General features: G+C 52.7%; 17 protein-coding genes and 1 pseudogene. All 18 read right to left on the bottom strand.

The window, feature by feature from the left end:
- Nucleotides 1-56: 56 nt before the first annotated feature.
- The 18 genes and pseudogenes from GN277_RS09870 to GN277_RS09780 all read right to left on the bottom strand — a co-directional run bounded on the left by GN277_RS09870 (nucleotide 57) and on the right by GN277_RS09780 (nucleotide 20,261).
- Nucleotides 57-470: a dUTP diphosphatase gene (locus GN277_RS09870; protein ID WP_159750899.1), complete on the bottom strand. Its 414-nt coding sequence runs from the start codon at nucleotides 468-470 to the stop codon at nucleotides 57-59.
- Complete coding sequence (locus GN277_RS09865; RefSeq protein ID WP_159756568.1) at nucleotides 467-1,174, bottom strand: FAD-dependent thymidylate synthase; 708 nt, start codon at nucleotides 1,172-1,174, stop codon at nucleotides 467-469. Before GN277_RS09865 ends, GN277_RS09870 begins: the two co-directional genes overlap by 4 nt.
- 46 nt (nucleotides 1,175-1,220) lie before the next feature.
- Nucleotides 1,221-1,604 (bottom strand): hypothetical protein, encoded by a 384-nt coding sequence (locus GN277_RS09860; protein WP_244324654.1) that lies wholly within the window; start codon nucleotides 1,602-1,604, stop codon nucleotides 1,221-1,223.
- Nucleotides 1,605-1,625: 21 nt separating this feature from the next.
- Nucleotides 1,626-2,108 (bottom strand): hypothetical protein, encoded by a 483-nt coding sequence (locus GN277_RS09855; RefSeq protein WP_159750898.1) that lies wholly within the window; start codon nucleotides 2,106-2,108, stop codon nucleotides 1,626-1,628.
- Nucleotides 2,109-2,174: 66 nt separating this feature from the next.
- On the bottom strand, nucleotides 2,175-7,088 hold the full coding sequence (srtB, locus tag GN277_RS09850) for a class B sortase (RefSeq protein WP_159750897.1): 4,914 nt from the start codon (nucleotides 7,086-7,088) through the stop codon (nucleotides 2,175-2,177).
- 38 nt (nucleotides 7,089-7,126) lie between these two features.
- Nucleotides 7,127-8,341 (bottom strand): DUF4366 domain-containing protein, encoded by a 1,215-nt coding sequence (locus tag GN277_RS09845; RefSeq protein WP_159750896.1) that lies wholly within the window; start codon nucleotides 8,339-8,341, stop codon nucleotides 7,127-7,129.
- Nucleotides 8,331-8,576, bottom strand: coding sequence for a DUF4315 family protein (locus tag GN277_RS09840; protein WP_159750895.1), 246 nt, complete (start codon nucleotides 8,574-8,576; stop codon nucleotides 8,331-8,333). Before GN277_RS09840 ends, GN277_RS09845 begins: the two co-directional genes overlap by 11 nt.
- A gap of 18 nt (nucleotides 8,577-8,594) precedes the next feature.
- Nucleotides 8,595-11,222 (bottom strand): CD1108 family mobile element protein, encoded by a 2,628-nt coding sequence (locus GN277_RS09835; RefSeq protein WP_159750894.1) that lies wholly within the window; start codon nucleotides 11,220-11,222, stop codon nucleotides 8,595-8,597.
- Between the two features lie 36 nt (nucleotides 11,223-11,258).
- Nucleotides 11,259-13,688: a VirB4-like conjugal transfer ATPase, CD1110 family gene (locus tag GN277_RS09830; protein ID WP_456300603.1), complete on the bottom strand. Its 2,430-nt coding sequence runs from the start codon at nucleotides 13,686-13,688 to the stop codon at nucleotides 11,259-11,261.
- On the bottom strand, nucleotides 13,627-14,061 hold the full coding sequence (locus tag GN277_RS09825) for a PrgI family protein (protein WP_159750893.1): 435 nt from the start codon (nucleotides 14,059-14,061) through the stop codon (nucleotides 13,627-13,629). The genes GN277_RS09830 and GN277_RS09825 overlap by 62 nt, the downstream gene beginning before the upstream one ends.
- Nucleotides 14,062-14,089: 28 nt before the next feature.
- Nucleotides 14,090-14,647, bottom strand: coding sequence for an MT-A70 family methyltransferase (locus GN277_RS09820; RefSeq protein WP_159750892.1), 558 nt, complete (start codon nucleotides 14,645-14,647; stop codon nucleotides 14,090-14,092).
- Nucleotides 14,647-15,090 (bottom strand): SpoVG family protein, encoded by a 444-nt coding sequence (locus GN277_RS09815; RefSeq protein WP_159750891.1) that lies wholly within the window; start codon nucleotides 15,088-15,090, stop codon nucleotides 14,647-14,649. Before GN277_RS09815 ends, GN277_RS09820 begins: the two co-directional genes overlap by 1 nt.
- 44 nt (nucleotides 15,091-15,134) lie before the next feature.
- Nucleotides 15,135-15,998 carry a VirB6/TrbL-like conjugal transfer protein, CD1112 family gene (locus tag GN277_RS09810; protein ID WP_159750890.1) on the bottom strand — a complete coding sequence of 288 codons (864 nt, stop codon included), beginning with the start codon at nucleotides 15,996-15,998 and terminating at the stop codon, nucleotides 15,135-15,137.
- 6 nt (nucleotides 15,999-16,004) lie between these two features.
- Nucleotides 16,005-16,088 (bottom strand): annotated as a pseudogene (locus tag GN277_RS09805) (Maff2 family mobile element protein); the annotation flags it as partial.
- A gap of 94 nt (nucleotides 16,089-16,182) precedes the next feature.
- Nucleotides 16,183-17,847: a recombinase family protein gene (locus GN277_RS09800; protein ID WP_159750889.1), complete on the bottom strand. Its 1,665-nt coding sequence runs from the start codon at nucleotides 17,845-17,847 to the stop codon at nucleotides 16,183-16,185.
- A gap of 6 nt (nucleotides 17,848-17,853) precedes the next feature.
- The gene (locus tag GN277_RS09795) at nucleotides 17,854-18,051 is read right to left on the bottom strand and encodes a hypothetical protein (RefSeq protein WP_159750888.1); all 198 of its coding nucleotides are present in this window, start codon (nucleotides 18,049-18,051) and stop codon (nucleotides 17,854-17,856) included.
- A 253-nt stretch (nucleotides 18,052-18,304) separates the two neighbouring features.
- Nucleotides 18,305-19,648 carry a virulence-associated E family protein gene (locus GN277_RS09785; RefSeq protein WP_159756562.1) on the bottom strand — a complete coding sequence of 448 codons (1,344 nt, stop codon included), beginning with the start codon at nucleotides 19,646-19,648 and terminating at the stop codon, nucleotides 18,305-18,307.
- Nucleotides 19,614-20,261 carry a CHC2 zinc finger domain-containing protein gene (locus tag GN277_RS09780; protein WP_159750887.1) on the bottom strand — a complete coding sequence of 216 codons (648 nt, stop codon included), beginning with the start codon at nucleotides 20,259-20,261 and terminating at the stop codon, nucleotides 19,614-19,616. The genes GN277_RS09785 and GN277_RS09780 overlap by 35 nt, the downstream gene beginning before the upstream one ends.
- Between the last annotated feature and the right edge of the window lie 51 nt (nucleotides 20,262-20,312).

The following is a 20,312-nucleotide window of genomic DNA, read 5'->3' as shown; positions in this document are numbered from 1 at the left end:
ATTATTTCCCATACTGTCCTAAATTAAGTCTGGAAACACTCTATATTTATCCTGATTTATGCCCCGGTACTTCCAAACCCTCCGGTTCCGCGCTCTACTCCCAAATCCGAAACAAAATCTGCAATTACAACGGGGGTAATCACAAGCTGTCCTATCCGCGCTCCTTTAGAAAGTTCCTGAGGTTTGCTGCTTACATTACTGATAATGGCATGGATTTCCCCACGATAGCCGGAGTCCACAGGAGGCAGCTCACACACCAGACCCTTTATTGCCATGCTGGTGCGTGGAAATACATAACCTGCATATCCGTCCGGCACTTCAATTCCAAATCCGAGAGGAACCTTTGCGATTTCGCCCGGCTGCAAAGTACAGTCATAGGGCATGTAAACATCCGCGCCGGCATCGTTCCCATGCGGACGGAAAGGGCGGCGGCTCTTTGGCACGCCAAAGTCAATCAATTTGATTTTCATGCGCCGCCTCCTTCCGAAAGCGCCGGATAGTCCGCTTTCAGAAGATCCTCCGGCGTCATATCCACACCTATTTTTCTGCCGCATGTCATTTTCCCTTCCAGGCATTTGTCCCGTTGGCAGAACGGGCCTGTAAAACCAGGGGCAAACAGCGCCGGGCTTAAGGTATAAAGCTCCTGCCAGATTTTTAATAGCACGATCCGGGTCTCGTCCGTATTGCGCCGGCATATCCGCTGGCCGATGATGTGTTTCCACTGATAAGGCGTGGCGCTGATAACCAGCACATTCCGAAGCCCCTGGGGTGTGGCATAGCCCGCCGCATCATGGCCAATTCCCTCGGCACACAGCTTTTCGTAACAGTCCATGCCTTCGTGACAGCTTTTTAAGTACAGTTCCCGAACCGCAGCCGGGGCGGTTAGGATCTCATAGGGTACGGCAAAATCTGCCTGCCCCGTATAATTGCTGTACTGTAAGGATGCGCTCATAAACTTTACTTCGTTCTGATGGCGCGTGATCTGCGACAGGAACCGCCTGCTTGCCCCCACAACGGCCACAGTGATTATCGCAAATTTTTGGACCGTGGGATGAGGGAGGCTGCTGATGGCCGCCACGGTATTCTCGCTGAATGACTTCTCATAGAGTGCCAGCAGATCATCCATCGTGGCGATCTTATGCCCCCGCTGGGTAAGCCGCGCTGCAAAGACCATGTTTCTCTCGGCCTCGGCAACCGCCTGGCAGTTCAATATTTTTACTTCAATCCGTTTGATTGGTATGTCCCTCCTTTACAATGGCTTTCAGTAAGAACAGATAGTTGAGACTGTCTGTGATCTTTTCATTCCAAGTGCCTATGTCGTAATCCGTATCACCGTCAAAGCACATGTCATACAGAGAAACGATATGCTTCGCCAGCATCCCGGCAAGGGCGCACTGAGGCGTGGTGTGCTGCAAAGCTGCCGCCGCCTTAAAAGCCCCCAGCCGGTCCGTATCGTCCCCGGTGTATTCCCTGGTTTTCTTTTGCAGAATATCAGCGCAGAGCCGCACCTGCTCGTCAAATACGGCATTGACTTCCTTCTGTGTGATATGGCATCCCTCCTTTGAAAATGAACTGTCCCGAATTTTATCTATTATTCGGAACAAATTTATATAAAGTTCCCAGCATTATGCGCTAGGAAGGTAAATCCAATCGTGCATCAGGCACACGCTGGGTTCGTCCTCCCTGGGTACCATATGGTAGGTACATTCCCCGTACACGGTCCGTTTATCTTCAATCTCCATACCATACGCCTTATAAAAGCGGTATTCCAGATTAGAAATGATACACCGCAGTGTCTGTAGCGCCTCCCGCTGTGAGGTCACGATCAGGTCACGGTCAATGCTGCGCTTTAAGAACAGCAGGGATTTATAAAGCTGCACCTCCGTCCGGTAAGGGCGGCAGTCCTTATGTTCCAGCCAGCCGCTAAAGGCTACCGGCCCGCTCTGGATCACATCACGTTCCGGGTGATAATACTCGTAGCAGTCCAGGTTTGCCGTGTTCAGAAGATAGAGCATTTCCCGGACTTCATTTTCCGGCATATCATAGAACCGCAAAAGGGAGCGGTACAGATGGACATAGCCGGGTATCGAAACAATGGTATTCACCATAGAAAAATCCTCCTAAATAACCGGTGCGGGAGCAGATTGCCCCCGCACCGGTTTCCAATATTCTTGTTAATCGTTTACAGCCGCCAGCTTTCCCATGACGATAAAGCGGCTCGCGCCTCCGGGCGTACAGGTGGAAAGGGTCAGCACCTTATCACTGGAAGTCACCGTAACATCGGTTTCAATGACAGAACGGCCCGCCATTTCAGAAAGCCATGTGGTATAGGTCCCGTCATCTTTCCAGCTAAGCCTCCAGGGGGAGGTGTCGCTGCCAGACTCTCCGGGTTTTGCCACAAACGCCGTGAAAATTTCCACGATATAGCCGCCGTCAGGAGTGACAAGGTACATCTGCGGGTGTCCGTCAAAATAGCTCTGTTCGTCATACTCATTCAGCGTGGCGAACATGGAGCCGTCCCGCATATTGTGGCCGTAGATAATGGTATTGCGGTCCGAAAAATCCTCCTTATTTTCATAGTCTGCAAACAGGCAGCCCGTCTTATTATAGGTGCCGTCATACAGATGGTGCAGGTAATACTCGTTATCATCTGTCTGCGTCACCGGGTAGTTAATGGCCGTATCAGGGAGGGTAAGCCAGCCGATGATGTCCGGCCCGGTTTCCCGGAGCGCATCAAAATCCACTGTGGGGAGGACCACAGAAGTGTCCTCCCCGGCAGGTTCCGTTTCCGTGTTATCGTCCTCCGGCGCTTCGGTCTGCTCCGGCAGCTCTACATGGGAAGCAATGTCCTCATAGGCTCCGGCGCTCTCTGAATACTGGTTAAGGTCGCGTACCATCAGGAACCCGCTGCCAAGTGCCAGTGCCGCACAGAGAGAAACCACCGCAATACCAACAGCTTTTCTCTTTGGGGTATTTCTGCTGTACTTTTCCTTTTTGAAATAGACCACGGCAAACAGCCCACCGCCAATTACAGCCAGCGCCAGAAGCCCGCCATACAGGAAAATGAAATTGTCATCCCCAGTCTGCGGTACCGCTTTATCAGGATTAGACGGTGTGGACGGATTGGACGGTGTTTTCGGATTATCCGGGTTATCCGGGGTAGTCGGTTTCTCCGGCTTTTCATTGAAGAACTGGACCGTTGCGGTTTCGTCCGCCTTGATCTCCACGGTGGCGGCGTCAGGAATGATATAGTCCTTGCTTGCCCGGTTGGAGATTTCCGTTACGGTATAAATGCCAACGCGCAGCCCTTTGACCTCGATCACGCCGGATTTTGGACTGGTAAAGGTCTCACAGTAGGAGCCGTCCGCATTCTTAACTTCAAAAGCGAACCCATCCTTGCGCCCGTCACTGGAATCCTTTGTAATCTTCAGATTTCCGCGGTGCGCCTCATTGGTAAAGCCCCGTCCGGCCTCGCCATTTTCCACAACAGCCACCTGGCCGTCCTCTGTGATGGCAAAGTAGTAGGCGTTCTCGTCAAGCTGGTAGCCCTCCGGTGCCTTGCTTTCCTTCACAAAGTAGCCCTTTGCCAGAAGACCCTCCGCGGTGTGGTAGCCCGCATCCGATTCTTTCAGTGTACCGATCTTCATATCTTCGGAATCAAATTCCTTATTGCCATTGGCGTCCTCATACAGATCGAATACTGCGCCGGAGAGGAAGCGGAGGAAGGTGTTATTATCTTTGTCCTCCTTCTCCACAGAAGAAGGCTCGTCCACCGCCTCGGTTTTCATCACCTGCACGCTGCCGCGGATCAGGGTATTTTCCACTTTGATTTCAATGCTCTGGCCGTCTACACCGATATAGATATGGTGCTGCTGCGGGCTTACCGTATAAAGCGCCGGAGAGGAAATTTCCTTTACGATCCAGTGGCCGTAAGGGATATTCTCAAAAGAAAAGCTGCCATCCTCGGCAGTGGTGACAGTAAGCAGCGCGTTTTTCTCGGTAAATTCTTCGGTATCAGGCTGAAACAGGCCCATGACCGCACCGGACAGCTTCATATCTTCGCCGCCCTCCGGGTTTTCGCCAACCTTTACACCGTCCACACGCCCGCGCAGCAGGTCATTGGAAACAGCCTCGCCCTCATTGACAAGAATCTGCACCAACGCCGCGTCCTGGCCGGCATACTCAAAGATCACCGGATATTCCGTATCAGAGAGGATATAGGCGCTGTTTGTGGTGCGTTCTTTCACATAGTAGCTGCCAAAAGGCAGGTCGGAGACAAAGGAAGCGTCATAGCCACCCGCCTCATTCGGGTCAATGGAAACCACTTCTAAAAGCCCGCCTGCCGGGATCACGCTGCCGTCAAGGGCCGTCAGGTCTGCGGAAGCATAAAGGCCGAAAGAAATATCTTTGTATTCCTCATTCATGCCAAGCCCGAACAGCTCGTCTGTTTCCAGTGCTTTAAGCAGGCTCACAGCCACCTTCTGGCGCTCGTCATAAAGTCCGATGGCGGTCTGCGTCACTTCCACAGTTTCACCCGCATAAGTAAGCTCGGCATATTCCGGCTGGGTATTTAAGACCATCCCCTCCGGCGCCTGGCGTTCTTCCAGACGGTAGCGGCCCAGGTACAAAAGTCCGCTCTGTGCCGTTCCATCCTCCCCTGTGGTAAGGGTTTCCACAACGGTATCTTTTGCCGCCCTGAGCGTCCCGTCGCCGGTATAAATATCTTCATCCGCGATCACGTCATAGACCGCACCCGGAAGCCCGGCCACTTCATACACCGGCTGGTACAGGCCATCGTTCTCCTGGACGGAAGCGAATACCTCGCCGGTCTTGGTGATGGTAAGCTGCCCCTTCTGCGGCATATTATACTGCGTAACCGTGACAACGGCCTCGCTGCCGTCAATGGTAAACGGCACCGGTTCACTGGATAATACATATCCATAAGGCGCCGCCACCTCGTAAAGCTCATAATCGCCAGTGTGCAAAGGCTCCGGCAGCATCAGCCAGCCTTCATCCGATACATAGAAAGTATCAAGGGTTTCCGGGTTCGGATAATAGATTTCCTGGGTGACAAATTCCCCGGTAGACAAATCCTTGATCTGGAAACCAGTGCCCGTCATCGGAATAATATTGCCGGTCTCCGCGTCGCATTTCTCTACACGCAGCCTTGCGGTAATGGTACGGTTATTCAGGATATAGCTGTAAGTCTGTCCGTTGGAAGAAATAAAGACCGTAAAGTCCGGGATAAACGCTTTCCCTTCTTCGCCGACTACCTGGTGCACTGTATAACGGCCATAAGGTAACATTTTGGTGGAAGCAAAGCCGTCCCCATCGGTAGTGAGCAGGTCGCGCTCGCTTTCTTTTGCGCCCTCATAGCTGCCTGCCGCTTTCAGGTAAACCTCAAAGACCGCTCCGGCCTCCGGGCGTTCAATGACGCCCTCATTGGGTTCGTCCGTATTTTCATCCCCGGACACATCCGGGTCCAGATCGTCCGTATGCTTCACAAGCTGGATATTTCCGTAAATGACCGTTTCCTTGACCTGGTTCTCCGTGGTATTCAGTTCCACCTCATATAGTGTCGGGGAAGCGCCCACCTCATAGACTGTATCGTTTAAGAGGTAGCCGGTGCTCGGTTCAATCTCCCGGATAGTCCAGTTATCGCCGCAGACATAGTAGCGGGTCATAAAGCTGCCGTCTGGCCCGGTAGTGTAGGTGTCTACCAGTTCGCCATTGTTATAAATTCCGTAGGTTGCCCCGGCAAGGGTGGCGTCGCCTTGGGCGGTGCCGGTATCAGCGTCACTCTTTACCGCATGGATGCGGAATTTTTTCAGGATATTGCTGAAATGCACCGTGGAGGTCTGTCCGCTTTCAATGGTGACATACTGTGCAGAAGGGGTAACATAACGGTCCACCGGCAGCTCTTTCACTAGATAGGTGCCGGGCAGCAGCTTTTCTTTGATCTGCCCGTTTTTTCCGGTAGTGACAGTTTCATCCACTTTATTTCCCAAAATGTCCGTGCCGGAGATTTGGAAAGGAATCCCCGACACAATGCCGTCCTCGCTGGTCTTGACAATCTTTGCGGTACCGTAGGTTTCGGTTTTGACTTTTGTAAAGAAGGAAACCGGGTCGCTGGCGCCGGTCATCATGGTCTGATAACCGGGACGGCCCCAGATCAGCATATCGTTGGCAACCGGAATATCCTTCCGGAATTCAAAGGTCACAGGGTCCATAATCATGTTCTTACTGGTAAATGTGTACTTGTTCCCGTTTCTTGTGACGGAAACACCACTGCCTTTCAAAGTCTCCAGATTGATTTTCAGGTTATTGGTGTCCGTGACGGTCAGGGTATAAATTTTTTTCTCCGTGTCCCATTTCAGTTCCAGTTCCGGGGCTTTGCTTTTCTTTGTGGAAGTAAAGGAGGGAACTGTGGAATGGGAAGCAACCTGTGACAAAATCCAGTTGTAGGCTTTTTCCGCAGGACGTCCGGCGATCACGCTGAAATACTGGTCTGCGTTTGCATGGCCGTTCCCGTGCCGGCTGTATGGGTCGCTGCGAAGCTGCTGCTGGTACTCCCAGAGGATAATCTGTGTCGCCATTTTATAATCGTCCTCGTTAATGCCGGACACAGGGAGGGAGGCGCCGGGTTTCCAGCCGTAAATCGCCGTGAGGGTGATCCCCCGTCTTGCCTCGGAAGGCAGCAGGTTTAAGTAATTGCTGTTGGTGCCGCTTTCCGATGTATAGGTATTGTCAGAAGTGTTATAGGCAATGCCGCTTTCCACGCAATACACCTGCTGGCTGCTCCCGTCCGAAGCTGTCAGCATATAGTGCCGGTAAGCATTGCCCCCGGAACTGCTGCGCACATCCATCGTTCCATCAGAATTGTAAACAAGGTAGGTGTAAGGCGCCGGCGCATAATAATGCTGTCCGTCAGACCCCACATACTGATCGCCCAGCCAGGAGCTTGCTTTCTGTCCCGGCGAAAATGCGAACGCCTGGGTAGGGATCATCCCAAAGACGCATACTGCGCAAAGCAGAAATGCCAGCAGCCGCTTTACGCCGCTGCGGTAATGGGTATTTGTTTTCTCCATGAAATATCCTCGCTTTCTTAAAATAGTAAAGGACAGCTTTACTCGCTGTCCTCCTGTCCATTATCAATCCTGTCGTCAAAATCATCTTCGGAGAGATATTCCGGTTCCCCATAGGCTTCATCCGGGTCAAAGCCTTCGCCGTAGCCGTCATCCTCGAAATCTTCTTCATCCTCTGCCTGCTGCTTCGGACGGATGATCTTCACATAATAACCAACGCCTCCTACCGCAAGCAGGGCAACGATAATGAAGATAATCGTGCCGGCGCTGCCATTGTCCTTTTTCGGCGGTTCGGTCTGTGCGGGTTCCTCTGTTTCCGCAGGTTTTTCCTTTCCGGTACAGCCTTTGAGGTCGTTCTTGCAGACCGGACAGGCAGTATTGACTTCGCCGACTTCGCATTTATCCGTACAGGTGCAGACGTCCTCTGCCGGAATCACGCTCATGGTGCCCTCGTTCTTTTCCGCCAGGGCCATCAGGTCAGCTTCGGTAACACCGTTCAGGAAGTAGACGTTGTTATCGTCCCGCTTTCCGTCAATGATAAGATAGAATACATTTCCGGCCTCGGTGGTGATGGTATAAAACTGCTTATCGTCACCTTCGCCGGTGGCTGTATCTAACACTGTGCCGGTACCATCCGGGGTAAACGCGCCATCCGGGATAGAGGAAGTGGTTCCTGTTTCCTCCTGGGAATTGGAGCTGCCGTTATTTGTGCCGGAGGCTGTATTGCTACCGCCATTGGCTCCCGTATTCGTACCCGCATTAGAGCCATTCCCGGAAGCATTACTGCCGGAATTGCTGCTTTGGACGTTATGATCGGTACTGCCGGAAGAAGCAGCCTGGGCCTGTGCCGGTTTTACCGGCTTGCTGCTCTGGTTCTGCGGTACCGTGGCAGCAGGTTTTTCCGTGGGCGCCGGTTCCTCATAATAGGGATTTTCAAACTTCACGGTCTTTGAGCGGTTCCCGGCATAATCCTGGGCGTACACGCTTACCTGTTTTCCTGTGCCGGCATAATCCTTTAGGGTGACGGAAGCCGCCCCATTGGTCAGGGAGTTGATACGGTTCCCGTCCACAAAGACTGCCTCCACGCCGGAATGATCGTCGCTGCTTTCTATTTTCAGCGTACCGCCGTCCAGAGAAGCCGTAAGCTCTGGCGGTGTGGTATCTTTTTCCCCGGCGGCATAAGCCGTCAGGGGCAAAGATATGGCGCTTATGACAAGCACAAGCGCCAGTAACAGAGAGATTTTTTTAGTCCTCATTCATGTCCTCCTGTTTCTGCAGAGGGCCATCCACGGACGGGACGGACTGCTGCGATTTCAGAAATTCGGCCAACTGCTGGGGCGTCAGATGGAAGCTGCGGGCAATCGCCACATAATCGGTATTCTCCAGCTCCGTTTTCTGCTTTTCCAGGTCGCGGAGCTTGGCCTGCATCTCCGCGATCCTGGTTTTTGTCTTGTCGATCTCTTTTTCCAGTTTTTCAATCTTAGGGTTCAATTTATTACCTCCAATCTGTCAGGGCAGACGCCCAAATGTATAAAAGTGCTGCTGCCAGTAGCTTGTGTTGATGTTCGCGTAGGAGATCGGGTCCCCGCAATGGATCATCATCCCGTTACCCACATAGATTCCCACATGGCTTGCGCCGCTGGTGTTATAGGTGCCCTGGAAGAAAATCAGGTCGCCGGGACTTGCATCCGCGTTTGATACAGGCGTACACACGCCTAAAAGCCCATCTGCGGTCAGGCGTCCGAAATTCCAGCCCACGCCGCAATGATTGACCACCCAGGAAACATACCCGGAACAGTCAAAGGAAGTGGAAGGGCTTGCGCCGCCCCATACATACGGATAGCCTAAATACTTTTCAGCCTCCGCGAGCATAGCCGCAAATTTTTCATCCGCAAGGGCCTCTGGCGGTACATCATAATTGAAATAATTCCCTCCGCCACCTGCGCCTATTGCCGGCAGATGCCGCTCGCTGGTATCGCCGGTATCGGCGAAATACATGGGATTCATATACTGGCCGTCAACCAGCACCTCCAGGTGCAGGTGCGGCCCGGTGGAATTTCCGGTACTGCCGACCTTCGCAATCACATCCCCGGCTTTTACCTCCTGTCCGGCAGATACTAAGATTTGCGAACAGTGGCCGTATTTGGTGGTAAGGGAGTGCCCCTCGTAAGCCTCGCCCTCAATGGCAACGCACAGGCCATAGCCGCCCGCGTTTCCTGCCAGCGTGACCGTGCCGTCATGCCCGGCCAAAATCTCCGTGCCCTGGGGCATCCCAATGTCAACGCCGGTATGGTAGTTCTTTCCCCCGCTGATTGGGTGTACCCGGTAGCCGTAGTAGCTGGTGACATAGGGCAGCCAGTTCGTGCCAAACACATTTTTCACATACTGCCGGTTGCCTTTGGTCTGCAATAAAATCTCGCAGATTTCCTTCTGGTCTGCGTCCATGCGTGAAACCACCAGGTTTTCAAGCGGCGTGGAAGTAAGCGTTACATTTAAGATGTGCCACTCATAAGGCACTTCTTCCTCCGTTTCCTCACCGGTCTCCGGGTCAATGCTTGTTTCTGTCCGGTAGCGGATTTCCGTTTCTTCTGAAAAAGATAGGGAATACTGCCCGTTAAAAAGCTCTCGGAGGACGCTCTCGATCTGTGCATAGGTGAAATCCTGATACGCAGAGGTGAGATACCCCATTAAAACATAAGGGTCATGCTCAATGGGGCCGATGTTATAGCGGTATTCGTCATAACCGGACCGGTCCGATTCCACACGGTTGATCTGCATTTGCAAGTCCGTTTCCCACTCGGTATAGACAAGCTCCGCATTGTTGATGTCCGCGTCGTCCGCCAGATAAGTAGAGGCAGCAAGGCTCCCCAGCCCTCCGGTTCCCAGATTAGAAAAGGAAGAAAAGAGGGAGGTAATCAGGAAAAATACCAAAAGGAGCAGGATCACGATTCCACATATAACCGGGTGGCGCTTGACAGCGTGAACCACGCCGGCAGCGATCTTCTCCGTGGTAACGGCGGTGTCCTTTGCGCACTTTCCCGCTTTTTTCGCTTCTCTGGCTGCTTTGGCATACTGGCGTTTAATTTTCTGTTTCTGCCACATCCGGGCAAGAAGATTTTTCTTCAGCTCCGGGTTGTCCTGTAATGCCTGCCAGTAGGCAAGCCGGGCATTGGCCCTGGCTGATTTCTGCTGTAATTTTGCCACCCTGCGGTATGGCGCGGTCTTATGCCTGTGGTATGCCATGCGCAGCCCCGACTCGCTTACAAGCTCGGTGCGGTGGGCTGCTTTAATGCCGACATTTTCATTCTCCGCCTGGTAGATTTTTTTGTGGGCGTAGCCAACCGCCATGTTTGTGCCGACCTTTACCGGGCGCATCGGAGCAGGACCCTTTACATGGGTCCTTTGGGATTTCACCTCCTTTTCAAATTTCAGGTGCTTTTTGGCTTTACCCGTATCAGGATCAGAAGATGTTTCCATCCGCAGCTTACGGCGGGCAGGCAGACGATTCTCCGCCTGCTCCAGTTTTTCTGCTGTCCGTTCCGCTTTCCTCCGGGCTTTGGTGAGCTTTGTATCTTTTGCCTCTGGTGGGAGTTCGTCAGCGGTAAATTCCAGCTTGGAAGGCCGTTTTGGTTCTCCTTCGGCTGCCTCCGGTGGCTTGTCCTTTGGTTCCTCGGCCTTTGCCGCCTCCTGGAAACGCTGCTGGTATTTGTTGCCGTGCTGGTGCATCCGGGAACGGCGTTCTGCCTGACCGGGTTCTCCCTGTGTGTGGTGTTCTGTACCAGAATTGCCACTGTCAAAATCCGCACGCCGGGATTCTTCATATCTGAAATCCCTCCGGCGCAGTTCTGGTGCAGAAGGCTCATGGTCCAAATCTTTTCCAGCCAAATGTTCCAGCGTGGAAGTGGCCGCCTGCTGTACATCCGCTGCGGAAGGCTGCATATCATCCGCTGCCTGCTGTGCTGCGGTTTCATACCTCCGGCTCCGGGCCGTTCCCGAAGAAGAAGGGGCGTCCCTGGCCCGAAGCAGGTTAAAATCCTGTTCGCTCTGCCGAGTGTCCATACGTTCCTCCGCATGGGAATCACGGACCGGCATCCGGGCATCTTTCTTTTTCCTCTGAAATTCTTTGTCCCGCGGCACTGTTATCACCTCCAGTCATTTTTATTTTTCGGGAATTTACGCACCTGCCACTTCATCAGGCCGTGTTGTAAGTACGCTGTATAACAGGGTGTCCTTCGGAAAATGATCGACAAAGGGGATAATCACATTCCCGAAAAACAGAAGCCCCTCGCCGGGGCCTGAATGGGTCACATAGGAAAGCTGGTGCGGGGAAATCCCCAACTGCTTCGCCAAAATCTGCCGGTCCCCCTGGGCCTGGTTCAGCATGTAGATAAAATCCGAGTTCTCAAAGATATTCTCAATCTCGCGGGAGGCCAGCAGGTCCTTCACATTCTGCGTCAGGCCCGATGGTATGCCGCCCCATTTACGGAATCTTTTCCAGATTTCCACACTGAAACTTCCGGTCTGGCCTTTCAAAAGGAGGTGGAATTCGTCGATATAGAACCAGGTCGTCTTGTGCTTCGAGCGGTTGGCGGTAACACGGTTCCACACGGCATCCTGCATAATGAGAAGCCCGATCTCTTTCAGGGCCTTGCCCAGAGACTTTAACTGGAAGCAGAGTACCCGGTGGTTGTTCATGTCAATGTTGGAACGGTGATTGAACACATTCAGGGAGCCATTGACGTAGATTTCCAGCGCCGTAGCGATATTCTGCGCCTCCGGCTCCGCCTGTTTCAAAAGCAGCTCATACAAGTCGCCCAGGACCGGCATATTTTCCGGGCGTGGGTCCTGCAAATAATCCCGGTACACAAGCCTCGTGCAACGGTCAATGATGGTCCTCTCAATCGGGGAAAGCCCTTCCTTGCCGCCGATAATCAGGTCACACAGCGACAGGATAAAATCGCTTTTCAGTGTGATGGGGTTTTCATCGTCCGAATAGTCCAGGTTAATGTCCATCGGATTGATATAGTTGGTGGAAGTCGGGGAAATGTCAATGACCTGCCCCTGATCTCCAAACTGCTGTACCAGAGGCCCGTACTCATTTTCCGGGTCTGCAATAATGATGTCATCCTCCGTTAAAAGGAACACGTTGACGATCTCACGCTTGGCAGAGAAGGACTTGCCGCTGCCGGGCGTTCCCAGGAACAGGCCGTTTGGATTCTTTAAGCTCTTGCGGTTCGCCATGATCAGGTTATTGCTTAAAGCGTTCAGGCCATAATAAAGCGCCTCGCCCTCCTGGAACAGCTCGCAGGTCGTAAACGGCACGAAAATGGCGGTGCTGCTTGTCGTAAGCCCACGCTCAATTTCAATCTGGTTCAACCCTAAGGCAAGAGAGGACATAAGCCCCTGTTCCTGCTGGTAGTCCAGACGTTTCAGGGCACAGTTATATTTCTGCGCAATACCGGAGGCAGACAGAATATCATTAAACAGCTTTTGCCGTTTGGAAGCGATATTCTCCACCAGCACCGTCACGAGAAACATGCGCTCATTCCGGCTCTGCAAATCCTGTAGGAGATTCTTTGCTTCTTCGCCGTAGGTGGCAAGGTCGGTAGGTATGATGTCCATGTCATAACCGGCACGGACCGCTTTCTTCTGTTCTTCAATGGTCATTTTCTGCAAATCGGACATCTTGCGTTTGATGTTCTTGATCGCCTGGGCCTGGTCGATGGACTGGATATGCAGGTTCACCGTCACGGCGTCGTCCAGGTCAAGCAGCTCCGCCAGCAGCCGGTCCGTCAGCTCCGGCGCTAAAATCTGCAAAAAGGACACTGCCCCGGAATGGTCGGCCACCCGGAAGGTCTTTCCGTCATTCGAGAACGACAGGCCGGAGGGCGCAATAAAATCTTTTGTGGAAAGCCCGGTTTTCGGCAGGTCCGCCCAGGCAAAATGAAACTTTTCCTGCCCGTCCGGGTGGAGCTGGCTGTGAAGGAGCTCCAGGCGTTCCTGCCCGTCTAACGGCTTTGCCTGTGCTCCCAGGGCTTTGAAATTCGCCAGCACGTCGGCCTCGATCCGCTCCAGGCGCATCTTTGCAGTGCGAAGGTCGTCAGCCTCAATGCCGAAGGTGATATATTTCCGCTTGGTAAGGCCGTTGTTGCCTTTTTGGAGCTGGCCCTTTAACATATCCCCATATTCCCTGCGGATTCCGTCATATTCGTCGCCGCGGATGGGGATGTCGATACTGCGGGCGAAATCCTGCATGTTGGCCCGCTGGTTGATGAAGGTAAGCTGCACATGGATCGAAGCGTCAAAATAATTGAGGAAATCACAGTAGCCCTCAAAAATCTGCGCTTTGTCATCCGCCTGTGCAAGCTGGTAGTTAATATCAAAAAACTGCACCGTCTTGGTGTAGAGCTTATCCGTCAGCCGGCAGATTCCATCCCGGTACATTTCCTTATAGGGAATACTCTGCTGGACCGTCTGCGGGGCGTCCGTTTTCAGCCCGGCAAAAAAGCCGCCCTTTTTAGGCGGCCTGGTGCGGACAGTCTTATTTCCGCTTGTCTTTGCGTCGGCCCTGGCCGTTTTTGCCTGCCTGATGTTTCTTTGCAGACGTTTTTCCTGGGCTTCCTGCTGTTTGGTTTTTGGCAATCCTCGTAACCTCCTTCTTTGACATGGATTTATACAGGTTTTCCGTCCGGTATGGCCGTTTCTTCGGCCAGAGCTTATAGCGGAGCCTGTTTTTCAGAAGTTTCTCCGCCGGCTGTCCGTCCCGCTCATACATGGCGAAAAAGAAAAAGGGCATCATAAGCCCGATCATCAACAGCACCGCCGCCGAGTTGCCGATAGCGCCGCGGGTAAGGAAATATACCGGCAGCCCCACCAGCGCGGCCAGGCTGAAACAAATAAGCTGGCGCTTCGTCAGGTTAAACGCCAGCTTGGTCTTGACTTTCGTTAAGTCTTTGGGTACGGGTACATAGGGCATGTAAATTCACCTCCATTCATGCTGTATATCACTTCTTCCTTTCCGGCATCGTGATACTGGAATCCACTTCATTTCCCCACACATCCCAGCCGGGGGTCTGCTGCCTTGCGAACAGTTCTACCCTGGGCTGGTCGCCCATGAGCTTCACAATCTTATCCCGTACCTCGTCCGGCTTCTTGCTGTGCTGTTCGATATGGGAGATCACAAACTGGTGGATTCCCGCACACTGGCGTTTGGGGTTTCCCCTGGTCGCCAGTAAGCACACCTCCGCATTAGAGCGGGTCCAGAATCCCATCCCATAAAACCAGGAATCCGCTTTCCGGTTCTGTTTCAGCCACAAAAAGGCCAGCGTCTTATATTTGAAGCCCCATGCTTCGATTACCCGGAAGGCTTCATTGAGCTGCGGGAAGGTGGCCCATAGAAAAAGCGCACTGTCTTTGGCCACAAGGTCTGCAACCGGCAGTGCGCATATTTCTTCTATGCTCATGGTTGGGTAATGGTTTTCCGCCACCCCGTTGCCGCGTTTCATATCATAACGCCAGGGTGGGTCCGCATACACGATGCCATATTTTCCAGCCTCCGGCATTATCGGGCCTGCTCATTCTTGGCGGGAGCAGGCTTTGCCGGCTGCGTCTTGACCTTGCCGGCATTATCCTTCAGGGCGCCGGTCAGGGAAGGTTTCTCCGCCGCTCCCTTTGTCGCTTCAAGGGTGGCCTGCAAATTTTCAATCGCCTGGCCGTACCCTTCAATCAGGGCATCGTTAAGCTGCCTGCGGAAATCCGCCGTCACCGGCCAGCAGACATCCCTCCATTTTCCCTGCTTATCCTGGGTGGAAGGCATATTGACATACAGCCCGTTTTCACCGGAGCAGATACGGAAGCCGTCGATCTTGAAACAGTCCCCAATCGTCACATTGGCGAAAGCCAGAAGGTTCCCCATCGGGGCAATCGGGCGTACATTTACATCCAGTTTCAAGCCTTCGCCCGCCTGAGCCTCCGGCTGCATGGGTTCGTTGTTTGTCTTACTCATATAGGAAAGTCCTCCTTCTTGTTAAAATGTAGGTTGGTTACACGCTAATGCGAGTTAAAAATACTTTTGGATAGCGAGCCTGTCTTAAACAGGGCAAAGGCCAGCAGGACCGTATAGCCTGCCGTACCCCAGATCGCGCCGTGAATGTCACCGGAAGAAGGGATCGACTGGACCAGCACCGCATAAATTGCAACGCAGACCAGGATCAAAAACCCCTGGAAACCTAAAGCAAACAGGGAACGCAGGTAATTTGTCCCCATCTGCCCCCATTCACGGTTTGCCATTGTGGAAAAGGGTATGGGTGCCAGGCTGACCGTAAGATATATTTCAATCATACGGCCATACACAATGACAAAGATCACGATGGACAACACCCACATGCACAGGTTGATGATGTTGGTCTCCAGCCACAGGCCGATCAGTTCCCACATCCCCATTGCTTCAAGCTGCGTTTCCAGGTCGGCCAGCGCAGCGGTAACATCCATGTTCCCGTTTATCACGCCGGCGCTCTGGCTCACCACATTCTGGGCGACGTCAAACACCGCCATGACGATAGTAAAGCAGTTGGTGAGCAGATATGTGGCAACAAAGGTTTTGAAAATCCACTTGAAGATGTTGAACATATCAAAATCGTGCATGTTGTTCTTTTCAAGGATCATCTGGATCAGTTCATAGACAAGAACAAAAGTCAGGATAATTCCCGCAATGGGAATGACGACGGTTTCAGAAAGATTCTGGATCATGCTGAACACGCCGCCATTCCACCCCTGCGGAGTCTGGCCTACCTGCGAGGCCACATCCGAGACCTGGCTGTTGACGGACTCAAAGATACCAGTGTATTGTCCTGTGATCGCTTCGATTAAGCCCTCTTTAATCCAGTCTGTTATCCTTTCAAACAGACTGCCCATCGGCTATTAACCGAACAGGCCGGAGAGCAGCGGGATCAACGTGGCACCCACCAGCACAATACCGCCGCCAGCCATAAGCTGTGTTATCCCCAATTAGTAGGAACAATACAGCTATCTGGCGGGCGGCGGCACGTCAAGAAATATATATGGAGTTTTTAAAGAATCCCCCGGAGCAGGGGAGCGGTCAGCTTGTGACCTGCTCCACTTCCGGTATGGGTTTGAGATTAAAAAGAATTTCGATAGAAATGTGTCTTGTCTTATCGCTGTCTATGGTTTCATGGACAACGATTTCTTTAATCAGACGGTTCAGGATGGAAGCGTCCAGCTCGGTGATGTCCTTATATTCCTGTATGGATTCCACCCACTGCCTTGCGTCCACGGCAAGCCGGATTTCATCGGCAAGGTGTTTCCTGCCTTTCTCAACTTTAGCCTTTAATTCTGCCTGTTCCTTCTGTGTCTTTTCCAGAAGGAGATTGAAGTTTGCTTCTGTGATTCGTCCGGCTACCATGTCCTCATAGAGCCGAAGCACCATTTTTTCCAGCACTTGGATACGTTCCTCGTCTTTGGCAAGGGTGCGTTCCATTGCTTCCTGCTGGTCTTTCTGTTCGGCTTTGCAGGTGTCAGTCAGCCGTCCGGCTACTGCTTCACTGTCGGTCAGGGCAGCGGCGGCGCACTCCCGGATTTTGTTCAGCACAAGAGAATAGAGCGTGTCAAACTCAATCCGGTGCTGTGTGCAGTGCTGCTTCCCATAGGCATTGTAGGTCTTACAGGAGAAAATCCGCTTCGGGAACTTCTCATGCGTGGTGCGGATGGTGAGAGCCTTTCCGCACTCCCCGCATTTTATCAGCCCTGCAAAGAGGTTGATTTCCCCGGATTTGCCCGGTCGTTGGCGGGATTTCAGTTTTTCCTGCACAATCGCAAAGTCCTTTTTGTCCACCAGCGGCTCATGCGTCCCCTCCACCACAATCCAGTCCTCCGGCTTCTTATCCCGGATAGTGCCGATTTTAAAGCGGTACTCGGTCTTTTGGGAAGCGATTGCGCCGGTGTAGACGGGATTCATCAGGATTTCCTTAATCACGGAGAAGTCCCAGACGTACCGCCCGTTTTCCGGGTCTTTCTTTTCCCATTTGGTGCGGATGTTCCGGTGTCCCCGCTTCCGGTTCCACCATGTCGGGCAGGGGTGCTTTTCTTCCTCCAGCCTGCGCCGGATGTAGTTGGGGCCGTGTCCGTCCAGCGCATACCCGAAAATCAGCCTGACAACCGGGGCGGTTTCCCCGTCAATAAGAAGGTGGTTCTTGTCCTCCGGGTCTTTCTTGTAGCCAAACGGGGCGATACAGCCGGTGAACTGGCCTTTCTGCGCCTTCAGCACATAGGAGGAATGGACTTTCTTGGAAATATCCTTGCTGTACATTTCATTCAGGATATTTTTAAAGGGCGCAATGTCGTTGTTGTCCCGCATGGTGTCGATACCGTCATTCATGGCGATGTAGCGCACACCGTTTCTTGGAAAGAAGTCCTCAATAAGCTGCCCGGTCTGCAAGTAGTTCCGTCCTAACCTCGATAAATCCTTTGTAATCACAAGGTTTATCTGCTTCCGCTCGATGGCTTTCAACATCCGTTTCAGGTCGGGGCGTTCCATGTTCAAGCCGGTGAAGCCGTCGTCCTGATAGACTGCCGTAACCTCCCATCCCTGCTTCTGGCAGAACTTTTCCAGCATATCCCGCTGGTTCTCGATACTGGCACTCGTCCCGTCAAGGTCATCGTCCTTGGACAGCCTGCAATAGATAGCTGCCCGGAAGCTTCCGGCAAGAATCGTGTCCATCCCTGTATATTCCATTGTGTTCATCATAACCGTTTACCCGCACAATCCAGACGGAACACGGTCACTTGGAACCTCATCTTTATTATACCCTATTTCTTGTGGTTTAGCAAGATAATCTTTATCTGTTTTTCTGCTGTGTTTCTGTGCGATAAGGCTCACGAAAACGTCCGTAGCGTCCAGTTCGCCGTCAAATATTGTGGTGACATGAATCTCTGTTTTATTTTTCGCCATAGGCAGTTGTCCTCCATAGATGAAAACAGCCAGACAGGGAAGGTCGGCAACGAAGTCCGGCAACGGGCTTCAAAAAACCATGAAACTAATCCTTGTCTGGCGGTTGGGTTATTTTATACTTTTTCTTTTATTTTTCTGTTGTTTTGGTTGTTAAAGGGGAGAAAAGCCGACAGTTACGGGATTTTCCCCGGCAACCGGCCCGGCAACGGGATAGCAACGAAGTGTGCAACGGGCTGTTATTTGCCGGATTTTTTCAGAAGGGAAGCTCCATCTGCTCCGGCACCGGCGTAAATCCCTCCGGGTTTTTTCCCGCTCCGTTGCCAGTGTCCGTTGTCGGCTGCTCCCGTTCCCATCCTTTCTGTCTGCCATATCCGGCAAACATCCGGGGGTTGGAGAAATACTTCCAGCCAGTAACGCACTGGTTCATTATCTCGTTGATTTCCCGTATCTCCCATTGTTTCGGCTCGTCAAAGGCGTGGTTCAGGGCTTCTTTGTATAGCTGTTTGGAGCAGACGGTATCGCCGGGGTAGCTGTCAAGGAAAGCCTGAATCATCCCGGCCTTGGTGTCCTCCGGCATAAAGTCCCGCTGGCGTTCCTTTAGATAGCGCACCATTTCCGGGCTGAATGTCAGCTTCCATCTGCCGCTTTTGTAAATCTCCATCGCTTCCGCCCACACTTGGTTTAAATAGGCTCTGGAAGCGGCTTCGTCCTCTAAGATATGGATTTGCGCCTGTTCCGGGCATACCTGTATGGGAATAAAGCGGCGGTTGCCGGAGCGGTCAAGGGGCAGGAAGTCAAGGGCATTGGACGTACCGCCAAACACGCACTGCCTTGGGCGGTCTGCCGGGTGGGTTTCGTAGGGTATCTTGTAGACTTCCTTCTGGCGGCTCAAAAATGACTTGATTTCCTCTATGCTCTTGGCGTTTGCGGTGGCAATCATCTCCGACATCTCGATTATCCAGTGGCCTTGCAGCTTGCGGTATACGTTGTCATCGTCCAGCTTTCGTAAATCATCGGAAAACCACTCGTCTTTGACCGCCAGCAGGCGGAAGAAGGTGGACTTCCCGGCTCCCTGACCGCCTACCAGACAGAGCATGATTTCAAATTTACAGCCGGGGGCAAATGCCCGGTGGATGGCTCCCAACAGGAACAGGCGCAGGGATTGGTAAGTGTAATCGTCCTCACCGGCTCCCAGAAAGTGCCGCAGGCAGGAGCGTATCCGTTCGGTTCCGTCCCATGTCAGGCTGTTTAAATACTCCCGGACAGGGTGGTAGCTGTTCTCGTTGGCGGCAAGGTCGGCAGCGTCCTGTATCTTCTTTTCACTGGTCAGACCGTAAGTTTCTTCCAGATACAGCCGGATATATTTCATGTCCGTGTCGGTCATGGGGCTGTTTGGGGTTCTTTGGTAGCCGATGGGCTTTAAAATATCGGTGCGGTCGGTCAGCAGGTTATAGGCAACCGCCCCGGAAAGGAGCGGGTCGCACTGAAACACGGTCAGGCAGTTGCGGATACTGTTTCGGAAGCCGCCTTTTTCGGTGGTTTCCAGCAAGGCTTTGACGTCCTCAACGCTCCGGGGCGGCTCGGTGTTTTCTGCCATGTTCTTTACTTCCTGCCGTATCTGGGGCGGTAAGTTCTGCCATTCGTCTTTCAAGGTTCCTCACTTCCTTTCCGTGTCCTGTGATAAGGGCTGCCCGCTCTGGAAGTTCCCCCGATAAAAGTACGTCCATCAGATATTCCAGACGGCTCATGTTTTGCAGGGTTTCTATAAACCGGGGATTCCATGCTTCATCTGGCTGTTTAGGGGCGTATTCTTCCTTCCAGCGGCGCAGGAGATGGTAATAGTCGGACAGTACCCGGAAGCAGTGCCGCTCCATGCGCTTAAATTTCTGTTCTTCGCTTTCCCTCCGTAAGCGTGGCCGGATGGGTTGCTTTCCGGTGTTCTTTCTATCCTCATAGGGGATGGAGAAGTCCTGCGCCAGCATGAGGGCGGCTTCCTTACTGCCGATTCCATAAAGACGTGAAACAAAGTCAATCACGTCCCCGGTGGCTCCGCAGCCGAAACAGTAAAAGCGGCGGTCAACCTTCATGCTTGGGTTCTTATCGTTATGGAACGGGCAGACGCACATCCCATTCCGGTTTACTTTGATTCCGTAACGCTCCGCAGCCTGCCTTGTGGTGACGGACTGCTTCACGGCTTCAAATACGTTCAATAGGCGTTTCCTCCTGATAATCCCAACGTGAGCGACACAATGTCGTTCACG

The organism is Sporofaciens musculi, from assembly GCF_009830285.1.
GTDB classification, from domain to species: domain Bacteria; phylum Bacillota; class Clostridia; order Lachnospirales; family Lachnospiraceae; genus Sporofaciens; species Sporofaciens musculi.
The sequence above is the reverse complement of the archived record's forward strand: the minus strand, read 5'-3'. Positions and strand labels throughout refer to the sequence as shown.